The organism is Muribacter muris, assembly GCF_004569585.1.
Taxonomy (GTDB): Bacteria; Pseudomonadota; Gammaproteobacteria; order Enterobacterales; family Pasteurellaceae; genus Muribacter; species Muribacter muris.
On the sequence record NZ_SPPA01000012.1, the window covers coordinates 1 to 22,444 of the forward strand.

Annotated in this window: 29 protein-coding genes; 10 read left to right on the top strand and 19 right to left on the bottom strand. The window is 42.7% G+C overall.

The window, feature by feature from the left end; all coding sequences use genetic code 11:
• The 6 genes from E4T80_RS06335 to thiI form a co-directional block, all read left to right on the top strand.
• A partial coding sequence (locus E4T80_RS06335) for an HNH endonuclease (RefSeq protein ID WP_228074256.1) occupies window positions 1–545 on the top strand: 545 nt, incomplete at its 5' end.
• 3 nt (window positions 546–548) lie between these two features.
• Entirely contained in the window at window positions 549–1,100 is a 552-nt protein-coding gene (locus E4T80_RS06340) for an SMI1/KNR4 family protein (protein ID WP_135056235.1), read from the top strand.
• 94 nt (window positions 1,101–1,194) lie between these two features.
• On the top strand, window positions 1,195–1,707 hold the full coding sequence (locus E4T80_RS06350; RefSeq protein WP_228064818.1) for an SMI1/KNR4 family protein: 513 nt from the start codon (window positions 1,195–1,197) through the stop codon (window positions 1,705–1,707).
• Between the two features lie 186 nt (window positions 1,708–1,893).
• Window positions 1,894–2,064, top strand: a complete 171-nt coding sequence (locus E4T80_RS12780; RefSeq protein WP_167740700.1) for a hypothetical protein — start codon at window positions 1,894–1,896, stop codon at window positions 2,062–2,064.
• Window positions 2,065–2,227: 163 nt separating this feature from the next.
• A complete protein-coding gene (gene tdeA, locus E4T80_RS06355; RefSeq protein ID WP_135056241.1) occupies window positions 2,228–3,622 on the top strand; it encodes a toxin/drug exporter TdeA in 1,395 nt (464 codons plus the stop codon).
• Window positions 3,623–3,747: 125 nt separating this feature from the next.
• Window positions 3,748–5,193, top strand: a complete 1,446-nt coding sequence (gene thiI, locus E4T80_RS06360; RefSeq protein ID WP_135056244.1) for a tRNA uracil 4-sulfurtransferase ThiI — start codon at window positions 3,748–3,750, stop codon at window positions 5,191–5,193.
• A gap of 27 nt (window positions 5,194–5,220) precedes the next feature.
• Here the strand turns inward: thiI and mutT are convergent, their stop codons facing one another.
• The 3 genes from mutT to secM form a co-directional block, all read right to left on the bottom strand.
• Window positions 5,221–5,622 (bottom strand): 8-oxo-dGTP diphosphatase MutT, encoded by a 402-nt coding sequence (gene mutT, locus E4T80_RS06365; RefSeq protein ID WP_135056247.1) that lies wholly within the window; start codon window positions 5,620–5,622, stop codon window positions 5,221–5,223.
• A 102-nt stretch (window positions 5,623–5,724) separates the two neighbouring features.
• A complete protein-coding gene (gene secA / locus E4T80_RS06370) occupies window positions 5,725–8,436 on the bottom strand; it encodes a preprotein translocase subunit SecA (RefSeq protein ID WP_135056250.1) in 2,712 nt (903 codons plus the stop codon).
• Window positions 8,437–8,518: 82 nt separating this feature from the next.
• Window positions 8,519–8,833 (bottom strand): secA translation cis-regulator SecM, encoded by a 315-nt coding sequence (gene secM, locus E4T80_RS06375; RefSeq protein ID WP_135056253.1) that lies wholly within the window; start codon window positions 8,831–8,833, stop codon window positions 8,519–8,521.
• A 106-nt stretch (window positions 8,834–8,939) separates the two neighbouring features.
• Here secM and E4T80_RS06380 point away from each other — a divergent pair, with 106 nt between their 5' ends.
• Together E4T80_RS06380 and E4T80_RS06385 are read left to right on the top strand one after the other, a co-directional pair.
• Entirely contained in the window at window positions 8,940–9,248 is a 309-nt protein-coding gene (locus E4T80_RS06380) for a DciA family protein (RefSeq protein ID WP_135056256.1), read from the top strand.
• Between the two features lie 29 nt (window positions 9,249–9,277).
• Window positions 9,278–9,646 carry a copper resistance protein NlpE gene (locus E4T80_RS06385; protein ID WP_135056259.1) on the top strand — a complete coding sequence of 123 codons (369 nt, stop codon included), beginning with the start codon at window positions 9,278–9,280 and terminating at the stop codon, window positions 9,644–9,646.
• A 70-nt stretch (window positions 9,647–9,716) separates the two neighbouring features.
• Here the strand turns inward: E4T80_RS06385 and E4T80_RS06390 are convergent, their stop codons facing one another.
• The 7 genes from E4T80_RS06390 to E4T80_RS06420 form a co-directional block, all read right to left on the bottom strand.
• The gene (locus E4T80_RS06390) at window positions 9,717–9,914 is read right to left on the bottom strand and encodes a YnbE family lipoprotein (protein WP_047975899.1); all 198 of its coding nucleotides are present in this window, start codon (window positions 9,912–9,914) and stop codon (window positions 9,717–9,719) included.
• On the bottom strand, window positions 9,911–12,622 hold the full coding sequence (locus E4T80_RS06395) for a YdbH family protein (RefSeq protein ID WP_135056262.1): 2,712 nt from the start codon (window positions 12,620–12,622) through the stop codon (window positions 9,911–9,913). Before E4T80_RS06395 ends, E4T80_RS06390 begins: the two co-directional genes overlap by 4 nt.
• Window positions 12,623–13,438 carry a hypothetical protein gene (locus E4T80_RS06400; RefSeq protein ID WP_135056265.1) on the bottom strand — a complete coding sequence of 272 codons (816 nt, stop codon included), beginning with the start codon at window positions 13,436–13,438 and terminating at the stop codon, window positions 12,623–12,625.
• 151 nt (window positions 13,439–13,589) lie between these two features.
• Window positions 13,590–13,820, bottom strand: coding sequence for a hypothetical protein (locus E4T80_RS06405; RefSeq protein ID WP_135056268.1), 231 nt, complete (start codon window positions 13,818–13,820; stop codon window positions 13,590–13,592).
• 24 nt (window positions 13,821–13,844) lie between these two features.
• Window positions 13,845–14,108, bottom strand: coding sequence for a type II toxin-antitoxin system RelE family toxin (locus tag E4T80_RS06410; protein WP_194186331.1), 264 nt, complete (start codon window positions 14,106–14,108; stop codon window positions 13,845–13,847).
• A complete protein-coding gene (relB, locus tag E4T80_RS06415) occupies window positions 14,092–14,316 on the bottom strand; it encodes a type II toxin-antitoxin system RelB family antitoxin (protein ID WP_047975895.1) in 225 nt (74 codons plus the stop codon). Before relB ends, E4T80_RS06410 begins: the two co-directional genes overlap by 17 nt.
• Before the next feature lie 42 nt (window positions 14,317–14,358).
• A complete protein-coding gene (locus E4T80_RS06420; protein WP_135056274.1) occupies window positions 14,359–14,697 on the bottom strand; it encodes a hypothetical protein in 339 nt (112 codons plus the stop codon).
• A gap of 515 nt (window positions 14,698–15,212) precedes the next feature.
• Here E4T80_RS06420 and gloA point away from each other — a divergent pair.
• Complete coding sequence (gene gloA, locus E4T80_RS06425; RefSeq protein ID WP_135056277.1) at window positions 15,213–15,620, top strand: lactoylglutathione lyase; 408 nt, start codon at window positions 15,213–15,215, stop codon at window positions 15,618–15,620.
• A gap of 58 nt (window positions 15,621–15,678) precedes the next feature.
• Window positions 15,679–16,329: a ribonuclease T gene (gene rnt / locus E4T80_RS06430; protein ID WP_135056280.1), complete on the top strand. Its 651-nt coding sequence runs from the start codon at window positions 15,679–15,681 to the stop codon at window positions 16,327–16,329.
• A 65-nt stretch (window positions 16,330–16,394) separates the two neighbouring features.
• Here the strand turns inward: rnt and E4T80_RS06435 are convergent, their stop codons facing one another.
• The 9 genes from E4T80_RS06435 to E4T80_RS06475 are packed head-to-tail and all read right to left on the bottom strand — an operon-like array spanning window position 16,395 to window position 22,377.
• Window positions 16,395–17,018 carry a LysE family transporter gene (locus E4T80_RS06435; protein WP_135056284.1) on the bottom strand — a complete coding sequence of 208 codons (624 nt, stop codon included), beginning with the start codon at window positions 17,016–17,018 and terminating at the stop codon, window positions 16,395–16,397.
• A complete protein-coding gene (locus E4T80_RS06440) occupies window positions 17,018–17,488 on the bottom strand; it encodes a phosphatidylglycerophosphatase A family protein (RefSeq protein ID WP_135056287.1) in 471 nt (156 codons plus the stop codon). The genes E4T80_RS06435 and E4T80_RS06440 overlap by 1 nt, the downstream gene beginning before the upstream one ends.
• Before the next feature lies 1 nt (window position 17,489).
• On the bottom strand, window positions 17,490–18,461 hold the full coding sequence (thiL, locus tag E4T80_RS06445) for a thiamine-phosphate kinase (protein ID WP_135056291.1): 972 nt from the start codon (window positions 18,459–18,461) through the stop codon (window positions 17,490–17,492).
• Window positions 18,462–18,471: 10 nt separating this feature from the next.
• Window positions 18,472–18,906: a transcription antitermination factor NusB gene (nusB, locus tag E4T80_RS06450; RefSeq protein WP_135056295.1), complete on the bottom strand. Its 435-nt coding sequence runs from the start codon at window positions 18,904–18,906 to the stop codon at window positions 18,472–18,474.
• Between the two features lie 53 nt (window positions 18,907–18,959).
• The gene (gene pilQ / locus E4T80_RS06455; protein WP_135056298.1) at window positions 18,960–20,252 is read right to left on the bottom strand and encodes a type IV pilus secretin PilQ; all 1,293 of its coding nucleotides are present in this window, start codon (window positions 20,250–20,252) and stop codon (window positions 18,960–18,962) included.
• Between the two features lie 8 nt (window positions 20,253–20,260).
• A complete protein-coding gene (locus E4T80_RS06460; RefSeq protein ID WP_135056301.1) occupies window positions 20,261–20,659 on the bottom strand; it encodes a hypothetical protein in 399 nt (132 codons plus the stop codon).
• A gap of 11 nt (window positions 20,660–20,670) precedes the next feature.
• Window positions 20,671–21,189: a hypothetical protein gene (locus E4T80_RS06465; protein ID WP_135056304.1), complete on the bottom strand. Its 519-nt coding sequence runs from the start codon at window positions 21,187–21,189 to the stop codon at window positions 20,671–20,673.
• A complete protein-coding gene (locus E4T80_RS06470; protein WP_135056307.1) occupies window positions 21,179–21,712 on the bottom strand; it encodes a hypothetical protein in 534 nt (177 codons plus the stop codon). The genes E4T80_RS06465 and E4T80_RS06470 overlap by 11 nt, the downstream gene beginning before the upstream one ends.
• The gene (locus tag E4T80_RS06475) at window positions 21,694–22,377 is read right to left on the bottom strand and encodes a type IV pilus biogenesis protein PilM (protein ID WP_135056310.1); all 684 of its coding nucleotides are present in this window, start codon (window positions 22,375–22,377) and stop codon (window positions 21,694–21,696) included. The genes E4T80_RS06470 and E4T80_RS06475 overlap by 19 nt, the downstream gene beginning before the upstream one ends.
• Window positions 22,378–22,444 lie beyond the last annotated feature (67 nt).

The window sequence follows — 22,444 nt, forward strand, 5'->3', positions numbered from 1 at the left end:
ATATGGCCCAAGTGAATGAACAAGCAGGCGTTCACGTTGGCAAAGAGGGAATGGACGTTACGGTACTCAACCATACGCAAAATAACGGCGGCATCCTGACGAGCGATGCCCCGAAAAGTGCAAACCGTTTCAGTACGGGGACGTATGGGGAAAGCCATATTAAGAACCACAGCGAGCTGAAAACGCGCAATATCAGCGTAAGCGGCAGGACAAGCGGGCTGCCGATTTTTGATGATGTAGCCCCGTTCACGACTAAAATTGAGAAACCGAAGGGATATGAAAATATGTCAAGTAAAACTAGACGATATGCTGAAATGAAAAATGCTACATTGGCTTTAAAAGAAGCCATAAATAAAGGACAGGTGAATAAAAATCAATTTACGAAGAAGCAATTAGAGGATATTAACCAAGGTAAAGTAAGTATTGAAGAATTTACTTGGCATCATAATGCGCAAAGTGCACCAAATAATATGCAATTAGTTCCTTATAATATTCATGATGCTGTTCGTCATATAGGTGAAGGATCTTTAAGTGAAGGGAGATAGTATATGAAAAAATTTAGATATTTAGACATTGACGATGAATATGCAAGTAAGGTTAGTCAAGAGATCATTTCTGAATTTGAAAGTATATTCAATATCAAATTACCCAGTTTATATGTTGAATTTATTACAGAATATAACAAGGCGTCTGTTAGACAAGACACCTTTGATTACTATGATTCATATAACCAAGAAGAAGCACTTGTTGGTTTTGGATTTGATAGCTTTGAAACAGAAGAAAATATTGAACCAGGAAATAATATATTAAGGCAATGGATCTATGACGATGAAATTTATGGTTATCCATATGTTTATTCTTTTGGTAGTACAGGAGCAGGAGATTTTATCTGTTTTGATTATCGGGATAATCCATTAGGAGATAATCCTAAAATATGTATTGTCATCCACGATGAATATGATGAACAAACAGGTAGGAGATTACTGTTTCCAGTTGCTGATGACTTTGAGGAATTCTTGGATAAACTTTATGATTTTAATGAACGTTATCCTGAAGGATATTCAAGCGCTCTATTTCAAGCAAAATTTTGCAAAAAATAAGTGCAAGCTCAAAATAATATGCAATTAGTGCCTAGAAATATCTATAAGACTGTTGAGCATATTGGAGAGGGGGCATTAAATGAGGGAAGATAGTATGAAAAAATTTAGAAATCTAGAAATTTATTATGATTATGGTTGTGTTTCAAGAGAAATTATTTCTAATTTTGAGAAGAATTTTAATATTAAATTACCTGATTTATATATTCAACTAATTACAATATATAACGCTCCTGGAGTTAATCAGAACTATTTTGATTACTATGATTCATATCATGATGAAGATGAAGGCGCAAGTTTTTGTTTTGAAGGATTTGAAACAGATAGTAATATTGATAGTCCTCCAGAAAATATATTAGGACAATATCTTTATGATGATCCTATTTATGGTTATGAAAATGTTTATTCTTTTGGTAGTACTGCTCGTGGTGATTATGTTTGTTTTGATTATCGGGATAACCCATTAGGAGATAATCCTAAAATATGTATTGTCATTCACGATGAATATGATGAAAAAACGGGTAGGAAATTGCTGTTTCCGGTTGCTGATAACTTTGAGGAGTTTTTAGATAAGCTTTATGATTTTAATGAACGTTATCCTGAAGAGTAATATTCAAGCACTCTATTTCAAGCAAATTTTTGCAAAAAGAAATAATAGGCAGAAGAGGCATTAGCGACAGCCAAAGCGAATAATGACGCTGATATTGACGCAAAACAGACCGCCTACGTTGAAGCGAAAGCGAAAAGCGAACGCTGGTCGGAAGGTGGTTCAAGTCGGCGTAAAGTGGACGCGGCAGTGGCAGTACTGGGGGCAATTCTTTCGGGTAAAACCACGGCGGAAACGGCAGTCGCCGGGCTATCGCCGGAATTGAATGCCCAAATTCACACTCTGACGAAAGACAACAAAGCGGCGAACTTTTTGCGCACGGGGTGTTATCGTCAGTGGAAGCTTACGCAGCGGGGTTAGACCCGCTGGCAGGGGCATTAGCGGGCGTGGTCGATAAAATTCCTTTTCTACACAGAGTTTTCTGTAAACTTTTGAAAAAGATGAATGATCGTTCATTTTGCGACTAGTCCAAAGCAGAGGATTTATTTACAATAGCTCTATTTTCTATCAGAAGGAAGACCAAATGCAATTTTCCAAAATCAGCTTTACCCTTGTTGCCGCCTTAGTTCTGAGTGCGTGCAGCAGTAAAATGAGCCAAGACGGTTCGCTAGAACAAGCACAGCAAACCTACCAGCAATATCAAGATATCAGTCAGCAATTCCAGATCAATGAAAAATGGTGGCAGAACTATCAAGATCCGGAATTAAACCGTCTAGTCGAAACAGCATTAGCCAATAATATTGATTTAGCCAAAGCCGCTATTGCCGTCAATCGTGCATTATACAATGCCAATTTAGTCGGTGCGGATTTAGTGCCAACCTTTAACGGCAGCGGTTCTGCTTCCGCATCAAAAGGGGTTGGCTCGGCGGACAGAAACGCTGTTTCAACCGGCACCTCCAATCGCAGTAACCAACTTGGTTTTAATTTAAGCTATACCCTTGATCTTTGGGGACGTTTAAAAGATATCGCCAGTGCGGCAGAATGGGAACATAAAGCTACCCGAGAGGATTTACAGGCAGCCCGTTTGTCCTTAATTAACAGTGTCATTAACAGCTATTACAATTTAGCTTATTACCAAGAAGCGATCCGTGTTACCCAGCAAAGTATCAAAAACTACGAGCAGATGAGCAAAATTCTCACGAATAAACTTAATGCCGGTGCAATTGATCAATTAAGTGTGGCTCAATCAATTCAAGCCGCATTAGCCGCAAAAAATACCCTTATCAGCTTACAGTCTGCCCGTAAAACCGCAGAACAAACCTTGCGTAACTTGCTTAATTTACAGCCAAACCAACCGCTTGCAGTACGTTACCCAAGCCTAAGCAAAGTTAAATTGCAGGGGGTAAATCTAAATGTGCCGGTATCTGCTATCGCTAACCGTCCTGATGTCATCGCCCGTTTGCAACGTTTACAAAGTGCGTTTAACAGCTTAACTGCGATGGAAAATAGCTGGTTCCCGACTATCACCCTAGGCGGCAGCCTAGCCAGCAGTGCGGTGAAAGTCGGCGATGTTGTGGATAATCCTGTGGCGGGCGGGACAATCTCGTTCAACTTGCCTTTCTTAGATTGGAACCGTGTGAAAAACAACATTAAGATTTCCGAAGAGAACTACAAATTGGCGAAGCTGAACTACGAACAGACGATCACCAGCGCCCTGAACGAAATCGACACCTACTATGCGGCATACCAACTTTCCCGCAACGGCTACGCCAATTTACAAAAACAGTATGAATACGATAAACGCATCAGCGGCTACTACAAAAACCGTTATCAACAGGGCGTATCCGAATTGCGTGAATGGTTAAATGCAATCAACGCCGAAAACACCTCGCAGCGAGCCTTACTCGAAAGTAAATATACTATTCTGCGTAATGAAAATGCGGTTTATCAAGCAATGGCAGGCAAATACCAACGCTAACCCCTCTTACAAGCGATCAGATCCCCTTAATTTATTACAAAGCAAGGGGATTTTTATGTCCGCTCCCTATTCATTGCAGAAAAGGGTATAATCCCCCGCTCATTTTTATTTCTATACCGATTACAATGAAATTTATTATTAAACTTTTCCCTGAAATTATGATTAAAAGCGACTCCGTTCGAAAGCGCTTTATCAAAATTCTCACCAGTAATATCCGCAATGTATTAACAAAACACGATGAAACCGTTGCCGTTGTTCGCCATTGGGATTTCATCGAAGTTCGCACTAAAACTGCCGACAACGCACCGCTAATACTGGATTTGCTGCAACGCACTCCCGGTATTCACCATATTTTGGAAGTGGAAGAAACTCCGTTCAACTCGCTACACGATATCTTTGAGCAAACCTATCAAGCGGTCAAAGAGACACTGGTCGGCAAAACATTCTGCGTACGGGTACGCCGCAAAGGCAAACACGACTTCCGCTCCCTCGATGTTGAACGCTATGTCGGCGGCGGTTTAAATCAACATATTGAGTCCGCCAATGTACGTCTGACTCATCCTGATGTAACGGTGCGTATTGATATTGACCACGACAAAATGCTACTGATTAAAGCACGCCACGAAGGTTTGGGCGGCTACCCGATCGGCACACAGGAAGATGTGCTGTCGCTCATTTCCGGCGGATTTGACTCCGGCGTGTCGAGCTATATGCTCATTCGCCGAGGCTCACGGGTACATTACTGTTTCTTTAATTTGGGCGGCGCTGCGCACGAAATCGGCGTCAAACAGATGGCATATCACATTTGGCAACGTTATGGCAGCTCTCACAAAGTCCGTTTTGTCGCCATCAATTTTGAAACAGTGGTAGGCGAGATTTTGGAAAACGTCGATAACGGGCAAATGGGCGTAGTATTAAAGCGAATGATGGTGCGGGCTGCTAGCAAAATAGCTGAACGCTTTGATATTCAAGCAATCGTAACCGGTGAGGCCTTAGGGCAAGTCTCCAGCCAAACCCTTACCAATTTACGCTTAATTGATAAAGCTGCCGACACTTTGGTGCTACGCCCACTGATTGCCCACGACAAAGAGCAAATTATTGCAATGGCAAAACAGATCGGCACGGACGATATTGCCAAGTCAATGCCAGAATTTTGTGGGGTGATCTCGAAAAATCCAACAGTAAAAGCGGTTGAGAGTAAAATTCTTGAAGAAGAAGGGCATTTTGACTTCACAATCCTTGAACAAGCGGTTGCCAACGCACAATTTTTGGATATTCGAGACATTGCCGAACAGACAGAAAAAGAGGTTGTATCCGTCGAAACAACCTCCGCATTGGGCGAAAACGATGTAATTTTAGATATTCGCAGCCCGGAAGAAGTAGATGAAACCCCTTTTGAATTAGCTGGTGTCGAAGTTAAACAACTGCCGTTCTACAAACTCTCCAGCCAATTTGTCGGTTTGGATCAATCCAAAACCTATTTGCTCTATTGCCAACGTGGTGTGATGAGCAAACTGCAAGCGCTCTATTTAAAGGAAAACGGTTTTCACAACGTCAAAGTCTTCCGCTAAAAATAATGGGCTGAAAAGCCCACTATTTTAACCTCGTTCGGATTTTAATTTGCGGATAAGTTCCAGATTTGCCGGAGGGAACTGCCCTTCATCAAGTTCGGACTGTGCCAGCCAAAAGCCTTCCTGCCCTTCTCGTCCAAAGGGTTCGCCAACCCACTCTTCAACCAAATAGAAGAAAAACGCTATCGTTTTATTCGGGTAGTCAAAACAAAAATGTTCATAAGGAAAGGCACTTAATACGTGAATGCCGATTTCTTCTTCCAATTCACGTTTTAAGGCTTGCTCCGGTGTTTCCCCTGCTTCGACTTTTCCGCCCGGAAATTCAAGGGATTGTGCAAAATCCTGACCTTCCAGCCGTTGTGTGAGATAAATTTGTCCAAATTCGTTGCGGATAATGCCCGCAGCAACTTGAACGATCGGTTTATCCATTTTATATCCTACTGTTTTTCCGTGTTGAAACAGGCGGTCAGTTTAAGTGGGATTTTTGCAAAAACGTTGCACATTTTTCCGCTAAACCGACCGCTTGCGCCTTTATGCGTAGCGTGCTTTGCTACCGTGGCAGTGCTTATATTTTTTGCCTGACCCGCACGGGCAAGGCTCGTTGCGTCCGATATTCAAATTTGCAAAATCTTGCTCCAAACCGCCCGCTTGTGTGCCGCTTTCCGCCCCTTCCGCTTGGTAAGCGGCGGCTTCCTGATCGGCAAGGGCTTGACGTTCACGCTCCGCCTGTTCGACTTCCTCTTGGCTGCGGACTTGGATACGGCTTAAAATGCTGATTACGTTGGCTTTCAGATGATCCAGCATTTCGGTGAACATCGCAAAAGATTCTTTTTTATACTCTTGCTTCGGATCTTTTTGCGCATAGCCCCGCAGGTGAATCCCTTTGCGTAAATAATCCATTGCGGATAAATGCTCTTTCCAAAGTTCATCAAGGTTTTGTAACATTACGCCTTTTTCAAAGTTGCGCATTACCTCTGCGCCCACGATTTGCTCTTTCGCTTGATACTGCTGTTTCGCCAGCTCAATAATCCGCTCACGCAGGGTTTCCTCGTGCAGATCGCTCTCTTTTTCAAGCCATTCGGCAATCGGCAATGCCATTGCAAACTCTTGTTTTAAGCGGTTTTCCAACCCTTCGATATCCCACATTTCTTCGATAGATTGCGGCGGAATATATTGGTCGATCACTGCATTGAACACATCGGCACGGATAGTTTCAATCATCGGTGAAATATCGTCCGTTTCAAGCAAATGATTGCGCTGCTCGTAAATGGCTTTACGTTGTTCGTTTGCGACATCATCGTATTGCAGAAGGTGCTTACGGCCGTCAAAGTTATGGGCTTCCACTTTTGCCTGCGCCGAGGCAATCACTTTGGTCAGCAATTTAGATTCCATCGCCTCGCCCTCTTCGGTGAAGGCTTTGCGCATCATATTCAACTTGCCTTCGTTAAGGTAAATGCGCATCAACGCATCGTCCAGCGAGAGATAGAAACGGGACGAGCCCGGATCGCCTTGCCGCCCTGCCCGTCCACGCAACTGGTTGTCGATCCGGCGGGATTCGTGGCGTTCCGTACCGATAATGTGTAAACCGCCGGCTTTCATTACGGTATCGTGGCGAGCATGCCACTCTGTTTTGATGGCTTCGATTTGTTCATCGGTCGGATTATCCAACTTAGCGATTTCTGCTTTCCAGTTACCGCCCAAGACAATATCCGTCCCCCGTCCCGCCATATTGGTCGCAATGGTAACTGCACCCGGATAGCCGGCATCGGCGACAATTTCTGCCTCTTGTGCGTGGAATTTTGCATTCAATACTTTATGGGGAATACCGGCTTGGGTCAGTGCTGCCGAAAGCGCTTCCGATTTCTCAATCGAGATTGTGCCGACCAGCACCGGTTGATTGCGGGCAATACAGCCTTCAATGTCCTTAATCACCGCTTGGAATTTTTCCGGCTCGCTCTTAAACATTAAATCCGTTTTATCATCGCGGATCATCGGGCGGTTGGTCGGAATTACCACCGTATCTAAGCCGTAAATTTGTTGAAATTCAAAGGCTTCGGTATCGGCTGTACCCGTCATACCGGCTAATTTTTCATAAAGACGGAAATAGTTTTGGTAGGTGATTGAGGCAACCGTCTGGTTCTCCCCTTGAATATTCACCTTTTCTTTGGCTTCGATCGCCTGATGCAGCCCGTCAGACCAACGGCGACCTGCCATTGTCCGTCCGGTATGTTCGTCAATAATCACCACTTCGCCGTCTTTCACGATGTAATCTACGTTGATCTCGAACAATTTGTGCGCACGTAATGCGGCATAAACGTGATGCAACAAGCTGATGCGCGCCGGTGAATAGAGGCTTTCGTGTTCTTGCATCAAGCCCATTTCGGTGAGTAATTGTTCGACTTTCACCTGCCCCCGTTCGGTCAAATGCGCCTGTTTATTTTTCAGATCAAGGGTGAAATCGCCTTCGCCGGTAAATTCTTCGCTGTCTTCTTTATCCTGTGCAATCAAATGCGGAATGACTTTATCAATCGCTTGATAAATATGGGTGGCATCTTCCGCCGGCCCGGAAATAATAAGCGGTGTGCGTGCTTCATCAATCAGGATAGAGTCCACTTCATCGACCAACGCATAATGCAGCGGACGTTGAAAACGTTCCTCTTTAAAATGGGCGAGATTATCCCGCAAATAGTCAAAGCCTAGTTCACTGTTGGTTGCGTAGGTAATATCCGCCGCATAAGCCTGACGTTTCTCATCGGGGGCTAAACCGGGGATATTGACCGCCACACTCATTCCTAAAAATTCAAATAACGGGCGGTTTGTTTCGGCATCACGGCGTGCCAAGTAATCATTAACGGTAACAACGTGTACGCCTTTGCCCGTTAAGGCGTTTAAATAGCAAGGTAAGGTTGCGGTGAGCGTTTTCCCTTCTCCCGTACGCATTTCGGCGATGTTACGTTCGGTCAGCACCATACCGCCGATAAGTTGCACATCAAAATGACGCATTCCCAACACCCGCTTACTCGCCTCACGCACCGTTGCAAAGGCTTCGTGTAACAGGCTGTCAAGGCTTGCCCCTTCGGCTAAACGTTGTTTAAATTCTGCGGTTTTTGCTTGTAATTGCGCATCGGTTAATTGTTCAAATTCCGGTTCTAATTTATTGATTTGTGCCACACGCTTGTTTAAACGGCGTAAGGTGCGATCATTGCTGCTGCCGAAAATCGCCGTCATCAATTTTGTTAACATAAGGTTTTCCAATTCTCAAATAGGGTGAAATAAAAAGCACTTGCCCGCTCGGCAAGCTATTCAAAATACAATATCAAACGGATTAAGCGTATAGCGGCCCTGCCCGAATAGGCGGTTTAGGCGAAACGATCAAGCGGTAAGATGCGGTAAAAAATTCACAAAATATCACCGCTTGCAACGGTTGGAAAGGGATAATCGGTGAATCGAACCGAACAAAATAGGGCTGCTCCGACTCGGCGCTGTCCATTTCGATCATTTCAGGGGCAAACACTTGCGAATTTTGGGTATCCTCGTGCAAATGCCCGTTTGCTAAATGCGGCAATGCGAAAATTGCCACCAATCCCACAAGAAATGGCGACCAAAATGCCGATTTAGAAAAGTAACGAAAAGATCTCATTAGTCGATTTACTGAAAAAATTGTGCCGATTATACGATAATTTTTGTAGAATGTTGCCAATTATGGTGATAAATCCACGAAAAACAAGGCAAAAGCGAGAAAACAGATGAAAAAAAACACAACTAGAAACATCGGCGAGCTTTTACAGAACTCAAGCCTTGCTAAGATTGTCCAACGCGCTAACGAACTCAATATGTTGAACCATAACATTCAACAATTATTGCCAAGTCAATATCGTGGGCTTTACCGAATTGTCAATTTATACGATAATTTACTCGTTTTTGAGGTGCAAAATGCCACCGTCCGTCAGGGGCTTTTGCTGCAACAAGCCCATTTACTCAAACGCATTCAAACGGATTTACCCCAAGTCAGCGAACTTCAGTTTAAGGTTAATCCTGATTTTAAACCCGTTTAATTGCCTTTTTGAACCGTGAGGAATTAACAATGAAAAAGATTATTCTAATGTCTATCGCCACCCTGTTAAGTGCCTGCTCTACGCTCTCGCCAAAAAGCGTCTCCGGTACTTATGAAGGGACGCTCCCTTGTGCCGACTGCGAAAAAATCGAAGCAAAATTGGTATTAAATGCAGACAGCACTTATCAATACAACACGTTGTATTTTAAAAATAAAGAGAAACACCCATTCATCGAAAAAGGCACTTACACTTGGGACGGCAATAAAAAAGGTGTTATCCGTTTAACCAATTCCGGCAATTTAGCGGTGAAATTATCCGATACTTTCGTAGAATTTTGCGATGCGAACGGCGAAACGAGCAAAAGCGGTAATAATTATAAACTGCATAAAACCCAGTAACTTTCAGGCTTCGCTTGCTTACCCACATCAGCCGAAAAGGGCGGTATTGTCGCCCTTAAATAAAGCTGGTCTATTTTGCTTGTTTGAGCTTGTCCACCGTTTTAATCACCGCCCTCGATTGTTTGTCCATTGATACTTCAATGCGGTGATCAACCACCACATTCATATTGATAGTGATCCCCTCCGGCGGGGTTTCAAGCTGAATTTTCGGCGTGCAAGCGGTTAGATTCAGCCCGGATATTGCAATCAGTAACAAAGCCTGTTTCATTGACGTTTATCCAATTGTTGATAGAGAGAGTGTTCAATCTGCTGCTCAAATTGCGAACCATAGTTAATCAGTTTCCAGAGTTCAAACAGATTTTCTTGATGGCTGTAATTGAGATTGAGATTGATTTTGGCATTCTGGTGTTCGGCAAGCTGCGAACGAAGTTGTGCCGCCAGCCGCATTTGCCCTGTTTTATCCACATTCACCCGGGCGGTAAGCTGATTTACCTGACTCTCATTGACCATATACGCCAAAATCCGTTCCGTATAACCGCCGTTGCGGATCGCCTCAATCAATTCAGCCCCTAATTTTAAACGGGGTTTGCCGAGTTGGGTGATCGAGCCGTTGCAGATATAGCAAGGGTTGCCTTTCAACCAAAACGGAAAAACCGCACTCGCTTTGCCCGATAAATTGAGCTGATGATATTGCGCCAAAGCCAATATCTCCTCAAATTGTATCTGATCGAGATTAAGATAGGCGACCTGCGTTTGCGGTAACGCAAATTTTGCCACATTCAAACTTCCGCCGAGCAGATTCAGCGATAATTCCCGCAAAAAGAGCGGGCGGCGTTTACTATACGGCCAATGTCCGTGGATTTTCACCCGAATATTTTCCATTTTTAGCCCGATATCCAGCAGATCCGCCCTCAATTCAAGCGGTTTTTTCATTCCGATATCCACTTCATTTCGCTTGAGCTGGTAGGGCAGCGAAAATTGTATGCCCTTCATTTCGCCGTTCGGAAAAGAGAGGCTACCGTTTTTAATTGAAAAATGCCCGCCGGCAATCAGCCCTTGCTCCGCCTCAAAGCTAAACGCGGTTTCCCCTTTTACCGAACCACCGGTAATCAACCAGTTTTGGCGAAACGGAAAAAGCGACTGGAACACCGTAGCAGGTTGTGCCAACCAATATAGCCGCCCTTTAAATCGGCTCTGATTTTCCGTCAATTCACGGCGGGCAAACAGACGGATCGGCCCAAGCCGCCCCGCCGTTACTTCACCTTTAAGGTTCAGATTTTCCACCTCGCCGTTAAAAGTCAGCCTTGCCGTTGGTTTGATCAACTCGCCGCCATAGTCAAAAATGACTTTAGGTGCGGATAATTTCACCCCACCGTTCAGTTGAAAATCTTGATAAGCAAATTGAATCGGTTCGCTCAAACTGAGCCGTGTTTGATCGATGCGTACGCCGTTGCGGTGGATTTTTGCCAAATGCCCATCAAATTCACTCAACTCGACCAAATTTTTATGCCATTTTCCCCGCCCCGAGACCTTTAAACGATTGTTTAACGCATTAAGGCGGCTTTCTCCCCAAAAACGCCATTGCCATTGATCCTTGACTGCTTCTTTTGCGGTGGGATCTTGGAAGAAATCTAATGCACCGGCTTTAAAATTTTTGGCATAACCGTCCAAGTGCATCTCAATCCCTTTAAAATCGGGGCTTTCTCCACGGAAAATGGCTTGTAAACGCCCGTGAATCCCCTGTTTATCCACCCGAATGCCCGCCAATGGAAAACGCAGGTCGTGAATCGTGAGAAAGCGTTCTTTGCCTGTCATACGCAACAAAGCGCCCTGTAAAAAACGCAGGCGTAGATCGTCAAACTCTCCGCTAATCTCAAGAGGCACACTACTGTATAAAATAAAATTTTGATGCTTCACATTACCGGTGATTTGAAGCGGTAACATCAGGGCATTTTTTTGCAATATCCCGTTTTGGGTGCTCACCACAATATTGCCCTTACCTTTGCTGTTTTGCGACAAAATACTTAGCCGAAACGCCGTATCAAGCGGTAGCCATTGCCCCGGATTTTGCGGGCGAAACTGCGCATTGATAAACATTTTGAGCGGAAACTCTGCAAAGCCCTGCCAATTCAGCAGCCCTTGTTCAATATTCAGACTTTGCTCATCAAACCGAAACGGCAAAGTGAGCAACGCTTCCGACTGGTTCGCCGAATTAATCGTCAGTTGCCCCGCAACCGCCTCTGCTTTTTGCCACGCCAACGTTGCCGAGCCTTGTTGCAAGCGAGGTTCGGTAATTACGCTCCCCGGTAATTGCCATTGATAATTTACCTTAAGCTGAAGCGGTAATCGGGTTAAATCCTCGTCTAATGTCGCAGATAGCTGCCCTTGATGCCATTCATTCTCATTTGGTTGATAGTGGATTTGTGCTGAAAGGCGATGATTTTCCAACTCTGCCTGCAATATTGAGCCGTTTTGGGCGAGGGAAGCGGTCAGTTTAGGCTGAAAATAGGCAAATTCAAGCTGTGAGGGTTGAGCGAACAGCGCCGCTAGGCGAGACGGGGAATCTGTCGGGAAATTGACTACCGAAAAAGCCTCAATATTGGCTTTTGCGTCCGGTAGCCACGCAAGCCATTCAGCAAGCTGAACAGGGCTATCGTCCGAGGGGGAAGCAGTCAGCTTTGCTAAACAGGCGTAATCCAAGACCGCTTGTTTCACTTCCAGTTGGCGTTGCGCCCACCAAACCAGCTTGAGATTATCTACACTCACTAGCGGGCAATTTTCCGCTTTTAACTGAAAACGGGGCAAGTGCAACTGTTTAAGCGAAGCCGAAAACCCATCGGGCATTGCAATCGTCCACCCTTTCGGTAACGCATAATTGATCACCGCCGTTAATTGCGGGCTAGGCAGCCAAAGCATACCGGCAACGGCAAGCCCGATAAATCCGGCAATCAGCGTGAGGCTTCGCTTAATGCTCATCTAAACGGCATTGATTAAAGGGTAAAGCAGCGACAGGAAAGTTGCTACCGTCCAAGCGGTCGGTTGCTTGATATTTTTCCCCAACAAAAGCCAACCGAGCATCGCCAAAATCACAAATTGCCCTGCAAAAAAGAGCAAATAAGGGCTAATTGCCATTGTCGGCATTCGTTGCAGGTGCTGATAAAGCACAAAAACCGTCCAAATATAATTCGCAATTAAGGCAAAAAGTGCCAGTTGAACCAATAATTTCAAAAAGCCTTCCAAACGGCTGCGAGCAAGCACCAAATACCAACCGGCAAGTAAAATGCCCAGTTGCAGTTGGGCAAAGTTATTGGCTCTCGCCCAATTAAACAGAGACGGAATTTCAACCCAATAAACCATTAAGTATTGCACCACACCAACAGCAACTGTGGCTAATCCGCAATAAATTAAGGTGCGGGAAATTATTTCATCTTCCGGCAATTTCCAATAAATCAGCGGGAATATCAGTGCCGCACAGCTTGCAACCCACATTGGTGAGTGCTTTGGCGTAAACGCAACCAAATAGGCAAGATGCCCTAACGCAAAAACTAGTAGGAACGGCAGAATGAAGGTCAAACGCCCTTTCTGCCCAGGGCAGATTTGCCCTTTCCAAAGTACAACAAAAGCAATAGCCCCCGTAATAAAAAACGCCAGCAGATAAGGCGAAATGAAAATACTGTTCGGAATACCGCCAAAATGGTTCAACGCCATTTCAATCAATAACATCAATAAGAGCGGCAATACTGCGTGGGTAGCAATCTCTAATTTTGAGGGGGTGTGCTGATCTTGGGACATAATCTCAATTCAAAAATGATTTTAGAGCAGGATTATGCCATAAATCAGCCAAAGTGAGTATCTAAAAGGCTTGAACCTCTAAAAACGTGCAGAAAAACTAAATACCTCTGCTAATTTCCTTATATTTGTGATAGACAACGCCCCAGCAGGTTCAGGATAAGTATCGTAGGGTTTCTCTGAATGTCTCTTTACCAACAAACACATAAGGTTGCGTTGCCTGTTCATCACTCACGCTTTTTCGATAATATTTCCCCTTTAACGCTAATTTGTCAGCCAGTTGTTCAACAATTATCTGTGCTTCATTACGCAGCACTTGTTCAAATGATTTTTGCTTGGTTTGTTGCTGTTGAAAAAGTTGGCATAATGCTTGATATTGGGTCATTTATCCTCCTTAATCGCCATAAGGTCAATCATACACTTTGCTACGGTGATTGATTTTGATGACGGTGATAATCAGCTCACCATTTTGAATTTGGGTTATCACACGGTAATCCCCGATACGATAACGCCAATACCCCGCTAGATTACCGGTTAGCCCTTTTCCTCTGACCGTCGGGTCATCTAATTTCGCGACATCTCTCAAATAAGCAAGAATGCGGGCAGATGTCGATTTATCGAGCTTTTGAAATTCCTTTACCGCACCGGGTAAAAATTTAATCTCCCAAGCCAAGCTCTGCCTCCAGCTCATCAATACCGACCAGTTGCTCGCCTGACTCTCGAAACGCTTTTAGGGCTTTATCCGCAAGGAAAATATCTTCCATATCTTCAAGGTATTTTAAAATTGCCTCTTTGGCATAAAAGGTTTTACTCCGTCCTGTTTCATCGGCAAGACGTTGTAAGCGGGTTTCAATCTCTTCGGGTAATCGTAGTGCTAACATAGTATGTTCCTCTTTGAATGCTATACAATTATAGCAACTTAATTACTGACTATCTAGCACAATGTTCACATACTCATCAAACCCTTTATCCCCTTGGGTTAAATCAATAAAACGGTTAATAAACGGCTTGGCAACAAACAAAGGATTGTCCTGCACCAGTGCCATTACACACCCGCAGATGTTGCCGTTATCCCGCGCGGTAAACACTTTGATTTGGGTGTAGGGCGTTTGCCCCGACCAGACTTGGAAAAAATGTTGCCAGCCGGTACGAAGCTGGGCGGTTTGGTCATAATGTTCGCCCACATAACTAAACAGCTCTGCCAGTAGCGTTTGCGACCGAGCAAGGTATTTAACCGCCCGCCCCAACGGAGCAGTTTCCAATCATTTCTAACATTCCCCGCAATAAAGACGTTTTTTACCAATATGTATATTGGATATTTGCAGATAACTTAATCCCTCCTCTTGTAGCGGTATTTCGAGAAGATACAGTTCATATTATCATCGCCTTTCCTTATAGCCTATTTTCAGACATAATTCCAATAAGGATGTTTATCGGAAGTATTGTATGTATCACATTTCAAGTTTTCGTAACCATAATATAAATAAGCAACAAATAGAGTAATTAACGAGATACTTTATAAGATTACAAACTCACCTAACAAATGATGAATGTAAGATATATTTTGTAACAAATAAGTTACAATCCTCCTTCCGATTTAGAGTATCCTGGTATGTCATACTAAAACGTGATGAAATCTTTCTTAGGATATGGATAAAAATCAGAAAGCCTACTGTTTATTCAGCGGACGTTTAACAGTTCAAGTCTTTTAGATACTCACTGCCACAAAGTTATGTCATAATACACACTCTTTTTTCTATTTAAACAGGATTTTATAATGCGAATTTTGCACACAATGTTGCGTGTCGGTAATTTAGAGCGAGCCGTTCAATTCTATACCGAAGTCTTAGGAATGAAATTACTGCGTACCAGTGAAAATCCGGAATATAAATACACTCTTGCTTTCTTAGGTTACGCCGATGAGAGTGAAAGCGCAGTCATTGAGCTGACTTATAACTGGGGGGTTGAAAGCTACGAATTAGGTACAGCCTACGGGCATATTGCCTTAGGTGTCAATGATATTTATGCTACGGTTGAAGCGGTGCGTCAAGCGGGTGGTAAAGTTACTCGTGAGCCTGGGCCGGTATTGGGCGGTAAAACGGTAATCGCTTTCGTTGAAGATCCGGACGGCTACAAAATCGAATTTATTGAGAATAAAGACGCTCAAAAAGCCCTCGGTCATTGATCTTCCCTTTAATTTGCGGGCGCTAACAACTCGCCCGCCCTTTTATTGATAACTTAGAATGACAACCTTATCCGAACCGATTAACTATAATTTAATGAAGCACCGCTTCCGAGGCTATCTGCCGGTGGTGATTGATGTGGAAACAGCAGGGCTAAATGCACAAACCGATGCATTACTGGAAATAGCGGCGATAACACTCAAAATGGACGAACAGGGTTATCTTCTGTTGGATCAGCAATACCACTGCCACATTCAGCCTTTTGAGGGGTCAAATATCAACCCCGATTCTCTTAAAGTTAATGGTATTGACATTGATAATCCGCTGCGGGGTGCGATACCGGAAACGATTGCGATCACGGAAATGTTTAAAATGGTGCGAAAAGCGGTGAAAGACAACGGCTGCCAGCGGGCTGTGATTGTGGCGCATAATGCTACTTTTGACCAAGCCTTTTTACAGGCGGCGGTAAAACGCATCAACGCCAAGCGAGATCCTTTTCACCCTTTCGCAATGTTCGATACCGCAACCTTAGCCGGTTTTATGTACGGGCAAACGGTTTTAGTCAAAGCCTGCCAAGCGGCGAACATCAGCTTTGACGGCAAACAAGCACATTCCGCCTTATACGATACCGAACGCACTGCCGAGCTGTTTTGCACAATGGTCAATCGTTTGAAAGATCTCGGCGGCTTTCCGCTCGCCCCCAACAATTAAGCAAGCGGTCGTTTTCTGCCTTATATTTGCAAAAAGGCTACCCAAAAAAGTAGCCTTTTTGTTTTTTAACTCAGTAACACCGATAGCCCTTCATATACCAAGCTGATGCCAAATAAGATAAAGATGACACCGGCAAAATTATCCAAATAGCGATTATATTTCGCATAAAATTGGCGGATTTTACGATGAGAAAATAGTAGGGCTACCAGCCAAAAATAGATTAAGGCACTGCCCGTCAGCATCAGTAGAACCCACAAAATATCGCTTAATCCATCAAGATTAGACACATAGCCGGCAAGTACGCTACTGAAAAAGACAACGATTTTCGGATTGGAAAGATTGATCAATAGCCCGCCGAGAATCTCTTGCCACGCAGATCGGCTCTGTTTCACCTCTTTCGCCTGCGCCAACGCCGCATTTTGGGTAATTTGCACCATTTTCAGCCCGCTATATGCCAAATAGCTACCGCCAATCAGCATTAAAATCTGCTGAAAATTCGGTAAAAGACGATTTAAAACCGCCAAGCCGAACAGCACAATCAACGCCCAAAACCCGACCCCGAGGGTTATGCCGATTGTCGCCAATACGGCACTACGGCGGGAACAGCTCATTGCCTGACGGCTAACATAGAAAAAATCAGGACCGGGACTGATCAACCCGACTAATTGTACAACAAAGATCGTCCACATTAGAGACTCCAATAGATTAGATAAAGGGTACACAGCGAGTAAATCGCCGCTAGAATATCATCAACCATTATGCCTAAACCGCTCGTGAGTTTTTGATCAAACAAACGGATTGGATACGGCTTCAAAATATCAAAAAATCGGAAAATGGCAAAGGTCAGCCCGTAGTAAAGCCAGTTATATTCGGGCAAGAATGAGAATATCATAAATATCGCAACCATTTCGTCCCATACAATTCGCCCGTCATCGTGTACGCCAAAATCCTCGCTGGTTTTTTGGCAGATATAACAACCGCCAATAAAACCTAGTACCGTTAATAATATAAAAATGGTCTGACAAGCGGTCAGTTGCCACAAAAAAATTGCAACAAACAAACCCATCAGACTGCCCCACGTCCCCGGTGCCGGTTTGATTAAGCCAGAGCCAAAGCCTAAGGCGATGAAGTGAATCGGATTTTTTAAATTCGGTTTCATTTTATTTGAAGTGGTCAAAGCCAATATGCGTAGGAAGCGGACATTCTTGCCCCTCTCGCCATAACGTTAAACCTTGTTCAACCGGCACAATTCGCCCGATACAATGGCAAGAAAGCCCTAATGCTTGTACCGTTTTTTCCATCTCTTCTCGGTATTGTTCGGCAACGGTAAAGCAGAGTTCATAATCTTCACCGCCCGTCAGCGCCCACTGTTCAGCTTGGGCAAGGGGATAATTTGCTCGCAACGGTTCAGAGATCGGCAGATTTTCAAGATAGAGCTGCGCACCGCACTGACTACGTTTGAGAATATGCCCTAAATCCGCTAATAAGCCATCGGAAATATCAATCGCACAACGGGAAAACGCCCTCAACATTTGCCCGAGCTCGACTCTCGGCGTAGGACGCAGATGCCGTTCAACACAATACGCTTGAGAGGCATTAAACGGCAAATGTGGCGGATTTAACAGTAATGCCAAGCCTGCCGCACTGTCGCCTAAATAACCGGAAACGAAAATCCAGTCGCCTATGTCAGCTTGATGCCTAAATAAGCCTTGTCCCTGAGGTAATATCCCCTGCGCCGTTAATGTAATAGATAAGCTGCCTTTTGTCGTATCGCCGCCGATTAAACTGACATTATAGCGATCTAAAATATCAAACAAGCTACGACTAAAAGCCTGCAACCAGCAGTGATCAACCTCAGGCAAGGTTAAAGCAAGAGAAACCCAACGGGGCGTTGCCCCCATTGCCGCCAAATCACTGAGATTTACCGCAACGGATTTATATGCTAAATCCTCCGGGGAAATTGTGGGTAGAAAGTGAGTACCGCAAACCAACGTATCCGTTGTTACGGCGAGTTGCTGCTCAGGCGATAATTGTGTTAAGGCACAATCATCACCGATTGAGAGAATAACACCGTTATGCGCCGTGCTATTTTCCCGCTGAAAATAACGCTTAATCAGATCAAACTCGCCCATTTTCGCTCAATTATTTACGCTGAAGTTTCGGTGCAAGTTTATCAAGTACACCGTTAATATATTTGTGGCTATCGTCGGAGCCAAACACTTTGGCGACTTCAATTCCCTCATTGATCGCCACTTTATAAGGCACATCCAACTCAAATTGAAGCTCGTAGGCAGATAATCGCAAAATTGAACGCTCAATCGGATCGACCTCATTCTCCGCACGATCCAAACAAGCTCGGAGCGATTCATCCACCGCCTCAATATTTTCGATCGTCCCTCTTAATAAACGGCGAAAATAAGGCACGTCAACACCTTTCATATCCTGCTCTGTAACAAAAGTCTCCGTGATAAAAGCCAATTCAACTTGTTCTACACTGTTTTGTGAAATATGCCAAGAATATAATGCTTGCACCGCACATTCTCTTGCCCGGCGACGGGGAGATATTTTTAATTCCATACAACCTTTCTAAATTCTCTTAAAAAACGGGAACGAATTTTAGCATAATCCCCCTATTTTTGCTTGGATTTCTTGTCAATTTTTGTGGCAACAACGGGCGGCTGCCGAATGATATAGGGGGTAACGAAAATCACTAATTCCCGTTTGGAAATTTTATCCCGACTTTGACTGAACAGATGTTTTAAAACCGGAATACTACCCAATAACGGCACTTTATCCTCTCCTTTTGCGGTTAAATGTTGGAAAATGCCACCTAATACGATCGTTTCGCCGTGTTTTGCAAATACCTGTGTTTTGAGTTCCTGCTTATCTATCGTAATCAACTCACTTGCACCGCTGCGATCGTGAGGGGCATTTTGTGTTACAACAAGATCCAATAGAATTTGATGATCCTTTGAAATATGCGGAACGACCTCCAAACCTAATACTGCCTCTTTAAATTGAATATTTTTCATATCGGCTTTTCTATCGTAAATCGCATAGGGAATTTCCGCCCCCTGCTTGATACTGGCACTCTTTTTATCGGTCGTCAGCAAACGTGGACTGGCAATAATTTCCACACTATTTTCCCGTTCTAATGCGGTTAATTCCAAATCAAGTACCCGGCTATTGATAGAAGCAATCTGCAACGCCGCCGATGCCCCGTTTATCACCGGAAAATTCACATTTAACTGCGGTAGATTCGCCCCTTTTGCTTCCAATGAACCCGAAAACTTATGGTAATCCGCCGAAGGTGAAAAAACGCCCCAACGCACGCCTAATGCTTTTAAATGCTCGCTACTGATTGTTACAATCCGTGCCTCAATCGCAATTTGCTCCGTTGGTTGATCAATTTTCTTAATCAATTCAAGGAAATAATTTACCGATTGCGGATTATCTTTAATAATCAAGCGATTACTGCGATCATCAAAATGAAGATAACCATTCTCCGACAGCAGATTACCTTGCCCCTTCGTTAAAGATTCAATCACTTCAGAGGCTTTTGAATAATGTAATTTAACGGTTTTTGTGATCAATTTAGCCGGCTTCGGTAACGCACTCTGATTGAGTGATTGTGTTTTAATCGGGTTTTCTGTCTTTTCACGAATATAATAAATATGATTGTCTTGTTTAACATTTAATTGATGAATGTTGGCAAGGCTATGAATAATTTCATCAAAAGAGCTATTTTCAATTCTGAGGCTTTTTGTCGACTGAATATCATCAACCAATACGATATTTTTATCGTTTTCTTCGGCTAAATAACTGATAATCTCCGCCGTTGGCGCATTTTTTAAGGAGATTGAAATTGAATTACCTAAAACAGATAATGATATAAAATATATCATTGAAAAAATATAACGCATATTTCCTCCTAAAGTTTGATTGTCTTTATTAGTGGTTTTTGACAATCCTCACTTTTTCTCCAATCAATATAGCTTACTTGTTTTAAATCAATATGGTTAATTTGTATATCAGATAAAGTAAGATATTGATTTTCGCTAAAATCATATAATTTACGTTCCGAGTCGATAAATAATGCTTTATAATGTTCCGACAGTTTTATAAGCCCTACTAATCTCAATGTATCAAAATCAACATCGATCATTACTTCATCAAATTGACCCTGCGGGCGATAAGCGGTTGATTTCTGCGGTTTATTTGCAAAATTCTGCTCGTAACTAGCCGCTTGCGGCACTTTTTCTTCCACATAAAAGGGATCAGCTAATACACATAACGGGCAGAACAATAATAGGATTGTTATTCTTTTCATCATTGTTTCCTTTATTCATTTAACACAAGAGTAGCGTTTAATTGAACTAATTTATTTTTATGCAATTTTACAAGGCTTACCTCTTTAAACTTTAAACGATCAATTTGATTAAAGAGATGAATAATATTCAACAGTTCATCAGCTTGTTGATTAGCCGTTATATAGATATATTTTTCATCTAAAAATTGCCACTGAATACTTTCCACTTCTGCACTATTCTCGGTTAAAACAGATTTAATTTGCTGAGTAATTTCCGCCAAATTCGCATCTTTTTCAGTGAACTCACGTTGGCGCTTTTGCATTGCCGAGAGCAATGCGGATCGTTGCGCCTTTTTCTCCGATAATATAGGCATATCCGCCTCTAGCTGCCGATATTGATAATAGTGAGAAACACAATAGAAAGCCGGATACCCGACAATCATCACAATGATAGCAATCCCTATTTTCCACCAAGATTGATTGAGATAGTCCAATAATTGATAAATATAGCTATTCGGGTAAATATAATATTTGGCAAGTCTAGTTTTCATCTTTTTCACTCGCTAAATAAATGGTAAAGCCAAATTCAATCTCACTCATTTCATTAGTTTGAAAATGATCGAGTTGATAAGTATAGGATATATTTTTTAATTGCTTTTCAAGCTGCTCAAACTGATTATGATTCGTTAACTTTCCGACGAGTTTTAATTTGGGCAATGTCTCTATATAAAGTTGAATAAACTCTATACCACCTTGTACATTAAGGTTATGAATATAATCCAATAAAAAGATAATATGTGCTTTCGCTAACTTTTCAGAAGAGTGCTTTACTTTAGCTTGTTGTTGAAGTTCGGTTATTTTCTTTTCTATCTGTTGGATATCTTGCTTTATCTGTTTATTTTGTTGATTTAACGATTGGTTATTTTTACTTATTTTTTGGGCAAAAAACCATAAACTTAACGCCGCTAAGATAGCCAATATAAAGCATATCACTATAAAAATAAGGTGCTTTACACTTTTTTCCAGCCATTTTTGTTGGTGATATGAGGTTAAATTTATGCCCTGCCAGCCCATAAACAAGCTCCTAATGCTTTCAGATAAAGCGTAGGTTCGAGAATATCCGCTGTAAACATTACTTTTTCCATTGGATAAACCGTTATATTTTCCGGTAAATTTTGATAAACCTTTAATTCATCAAATTTAAAATGAATATAACGTCCTTGTATTTGATAGCAATATGCTGAAATATCGTCTAAAGGATCATTATTTAGATAATGCAATCCTCGAATAAAACAAAATAGTTCGCAATCTAAAACCTGCTTATTATTCAATACTATTTCATCAACATACGTTTTCTTAATTGCATACAAAATAACCCGGATAGCATCATTCTCCGAAAAAAGTTTAATTTGATAATCAAAATAAACATTCTCCAAACCCAGCGGTAATGTTTGATTAAAGTAATGCACTATCTGCCGATAAATCATTTTTTGGGAATAGTGTGCCGGAAAAAACAGATATTTCCGCCAAATAAACGGATAGGGGATCGCATAGACTAAACGAAATGCCGATAACCCGAATGCCGTCTGGATAATCTCAAAAAGCGATGGCATTGAAGCCGACTTAGCCAGCCAATGCACCTGTGGTTGATTATTTTTGAATGAGACACAACAAATATAATTGTTATTCTCACTTATTCCTACGATCGGAAAAAAGTGTTTCTTCTGCCATATTTTCACGGTAATGCTCCACCTATTTCATATTTAAGGAGATCAAATTATTTTTTTCGCTTATAATTACGCGTTA

Coding starts and splice junctions, on each gene's coding strand:
- E4T80_RS06385 (WP_135056259.1), top strand. CDS start 9,278: ATGAAAAAGATTATTCTAATGTCTATCGCCACCCTGTTAAGTGCCTGC.
- E4T80_RS06460 (WP_135056301.1), bottom strand. CDS start 20,659: ATGAAAAGAATAACAATCCTATTATTGTTCTGCCCGTTATGTGTATTA.
- gloA (WP_135056277.1), top strand. CDS start 15,213: ATGCGAATTTTGCACACAATGTTGCGTGTCGGTAATTTAGAGCGAGCC.
- secM (WP_135056253.1), bottom strand. CDS start 8,833: ATGAGATCTTTTCGTTACTTTTCTAAATCGGCATTTTGGTCGCCATTT.
- secA (WP_135056250.1), bottom strand. CDS start 8,436: ATGTTAACAAAATTGATGACGGCGATTTTCGGCAGCAGCAATGATCGC.
- E4T80_RS06465 (WP_135056304.1), bottom strand. CDS start 21,189: ATGAAAACTAGACTTGCCAAATATTATATTTACCCGAATAGCTATATT.
- E4T80_RS06435 (WP_135056284.1), bottom strand. CDS start 17,018: ATGTGGACGATCTTTGTTGTACAATTAGTCGGGTTGATCAGTCCCGGT.
- E4T80_RS06400 (WP_135056265.1), bottom strand. CDS start 13,438: ATGTCCCAAGATCAGCACACCCCCTCAAAATTAGAGATTGCTACCCAC.
- E4T80_RS06380 (WP_135056256.1), top strand. CDS start 8,940: ATGAAAAAAAACACAACTAGAAACATCGGCGAGCTTTTACAGAACTCA.
- thiL (WP_135056291.1), bottom strand. CDS start 18,461: ATGGGCGAGTTTGATCTGATTAAGCGTTATTTTCAGCGGGAAAATAGC.
- E4T80_RS06340 (WP_135056235.1), top strand. CDS start 549: ATGAAAAAATTTAGATATTTAGACATTGACGATGAATATGCAAGTAAG.
- tdeA (WP_135056241.1), top strand. CDS start 2,228: ATGCAATTTTCCAAAATCAGCTTTACCCTTGTTGCCGCCTTAGTTCTG.
- E4T80_RS06470 (WP_135056307.1), bottom strand. CDS start 21,712: ATGGGCTGGCAGGGCATAAATTTAACCTCATATCACCAACAAAAATGG.
- E4T80_RS06390 (WP_047975899.1), bottom strand. CDS start 9,914: ATGAAACAGGCTTTGTTACTGATTGCAATATCCGGGCTGAATCTAACC.
- thiI (WP_135056244.1), top strand. CDS start 3,748: ATGAAATTTATTATTAAACTTTTCCCTGAAATTATGATTAAAAGCGAC.
- E4T80_RS06405 (WP_135056268.1), bottom strand. CDS start 13,820: ATGACCCAATATCAAGCATTATGCCAACTTTTTCAACAGCAACAAACC.
- pilQ (WP_135056298.1), bottom strand. CDS start 20,252: ATGCGTTATATTTTTTCAATGATATATTTTATATCATTATCTGTTTTA.
- relB (WP_047975895.1), bottom strand. CDS start 14,316: ATGTTAGCACTACGATTACCCGAAGAGATTGAAACCCGCTTACAACGT.
- E4T80_RS06350 (WP_228064818.1), top strand. CDS start 1,195: ATGAAAAAATTTAGAAATCTAGAAATTTATTATGATTATGGTTGTGTT.
- E4T80_RS06440 (WP_135056287.1), bottom strand. CDS start 17,488: ATGAAACCGAATTTAAAAAATCCGATTCACTTCATCGCCTTAGGCTTT.
- mutT (WP_135056247.1), bottom strand. CDS start 5,622: ATGGATAAACCGATCGTTCAAGTTGCTGCGGGCATTATCCGCAACGAA.
- E4T80_RS06395 (WP_135056262.1), bottom strand. CDS start 12,622: ATGAGCATTAAGCGAAGCCTCACGCTGATTGCCGGATTTATCGGGCTT.
- nusB (WP_135056295.1), bottom strand. CDS start 18,906: ATGGAATTAAAAATATCTCCCCGTCGCCGGGCAAGAGAATGTGCGGTG.
- rnt (WP_135056280.1), top strand. CDS start 15,679: ATGACAACCTTATCCGAACCGATTAACTATAATTTAATGAAGCACCGC.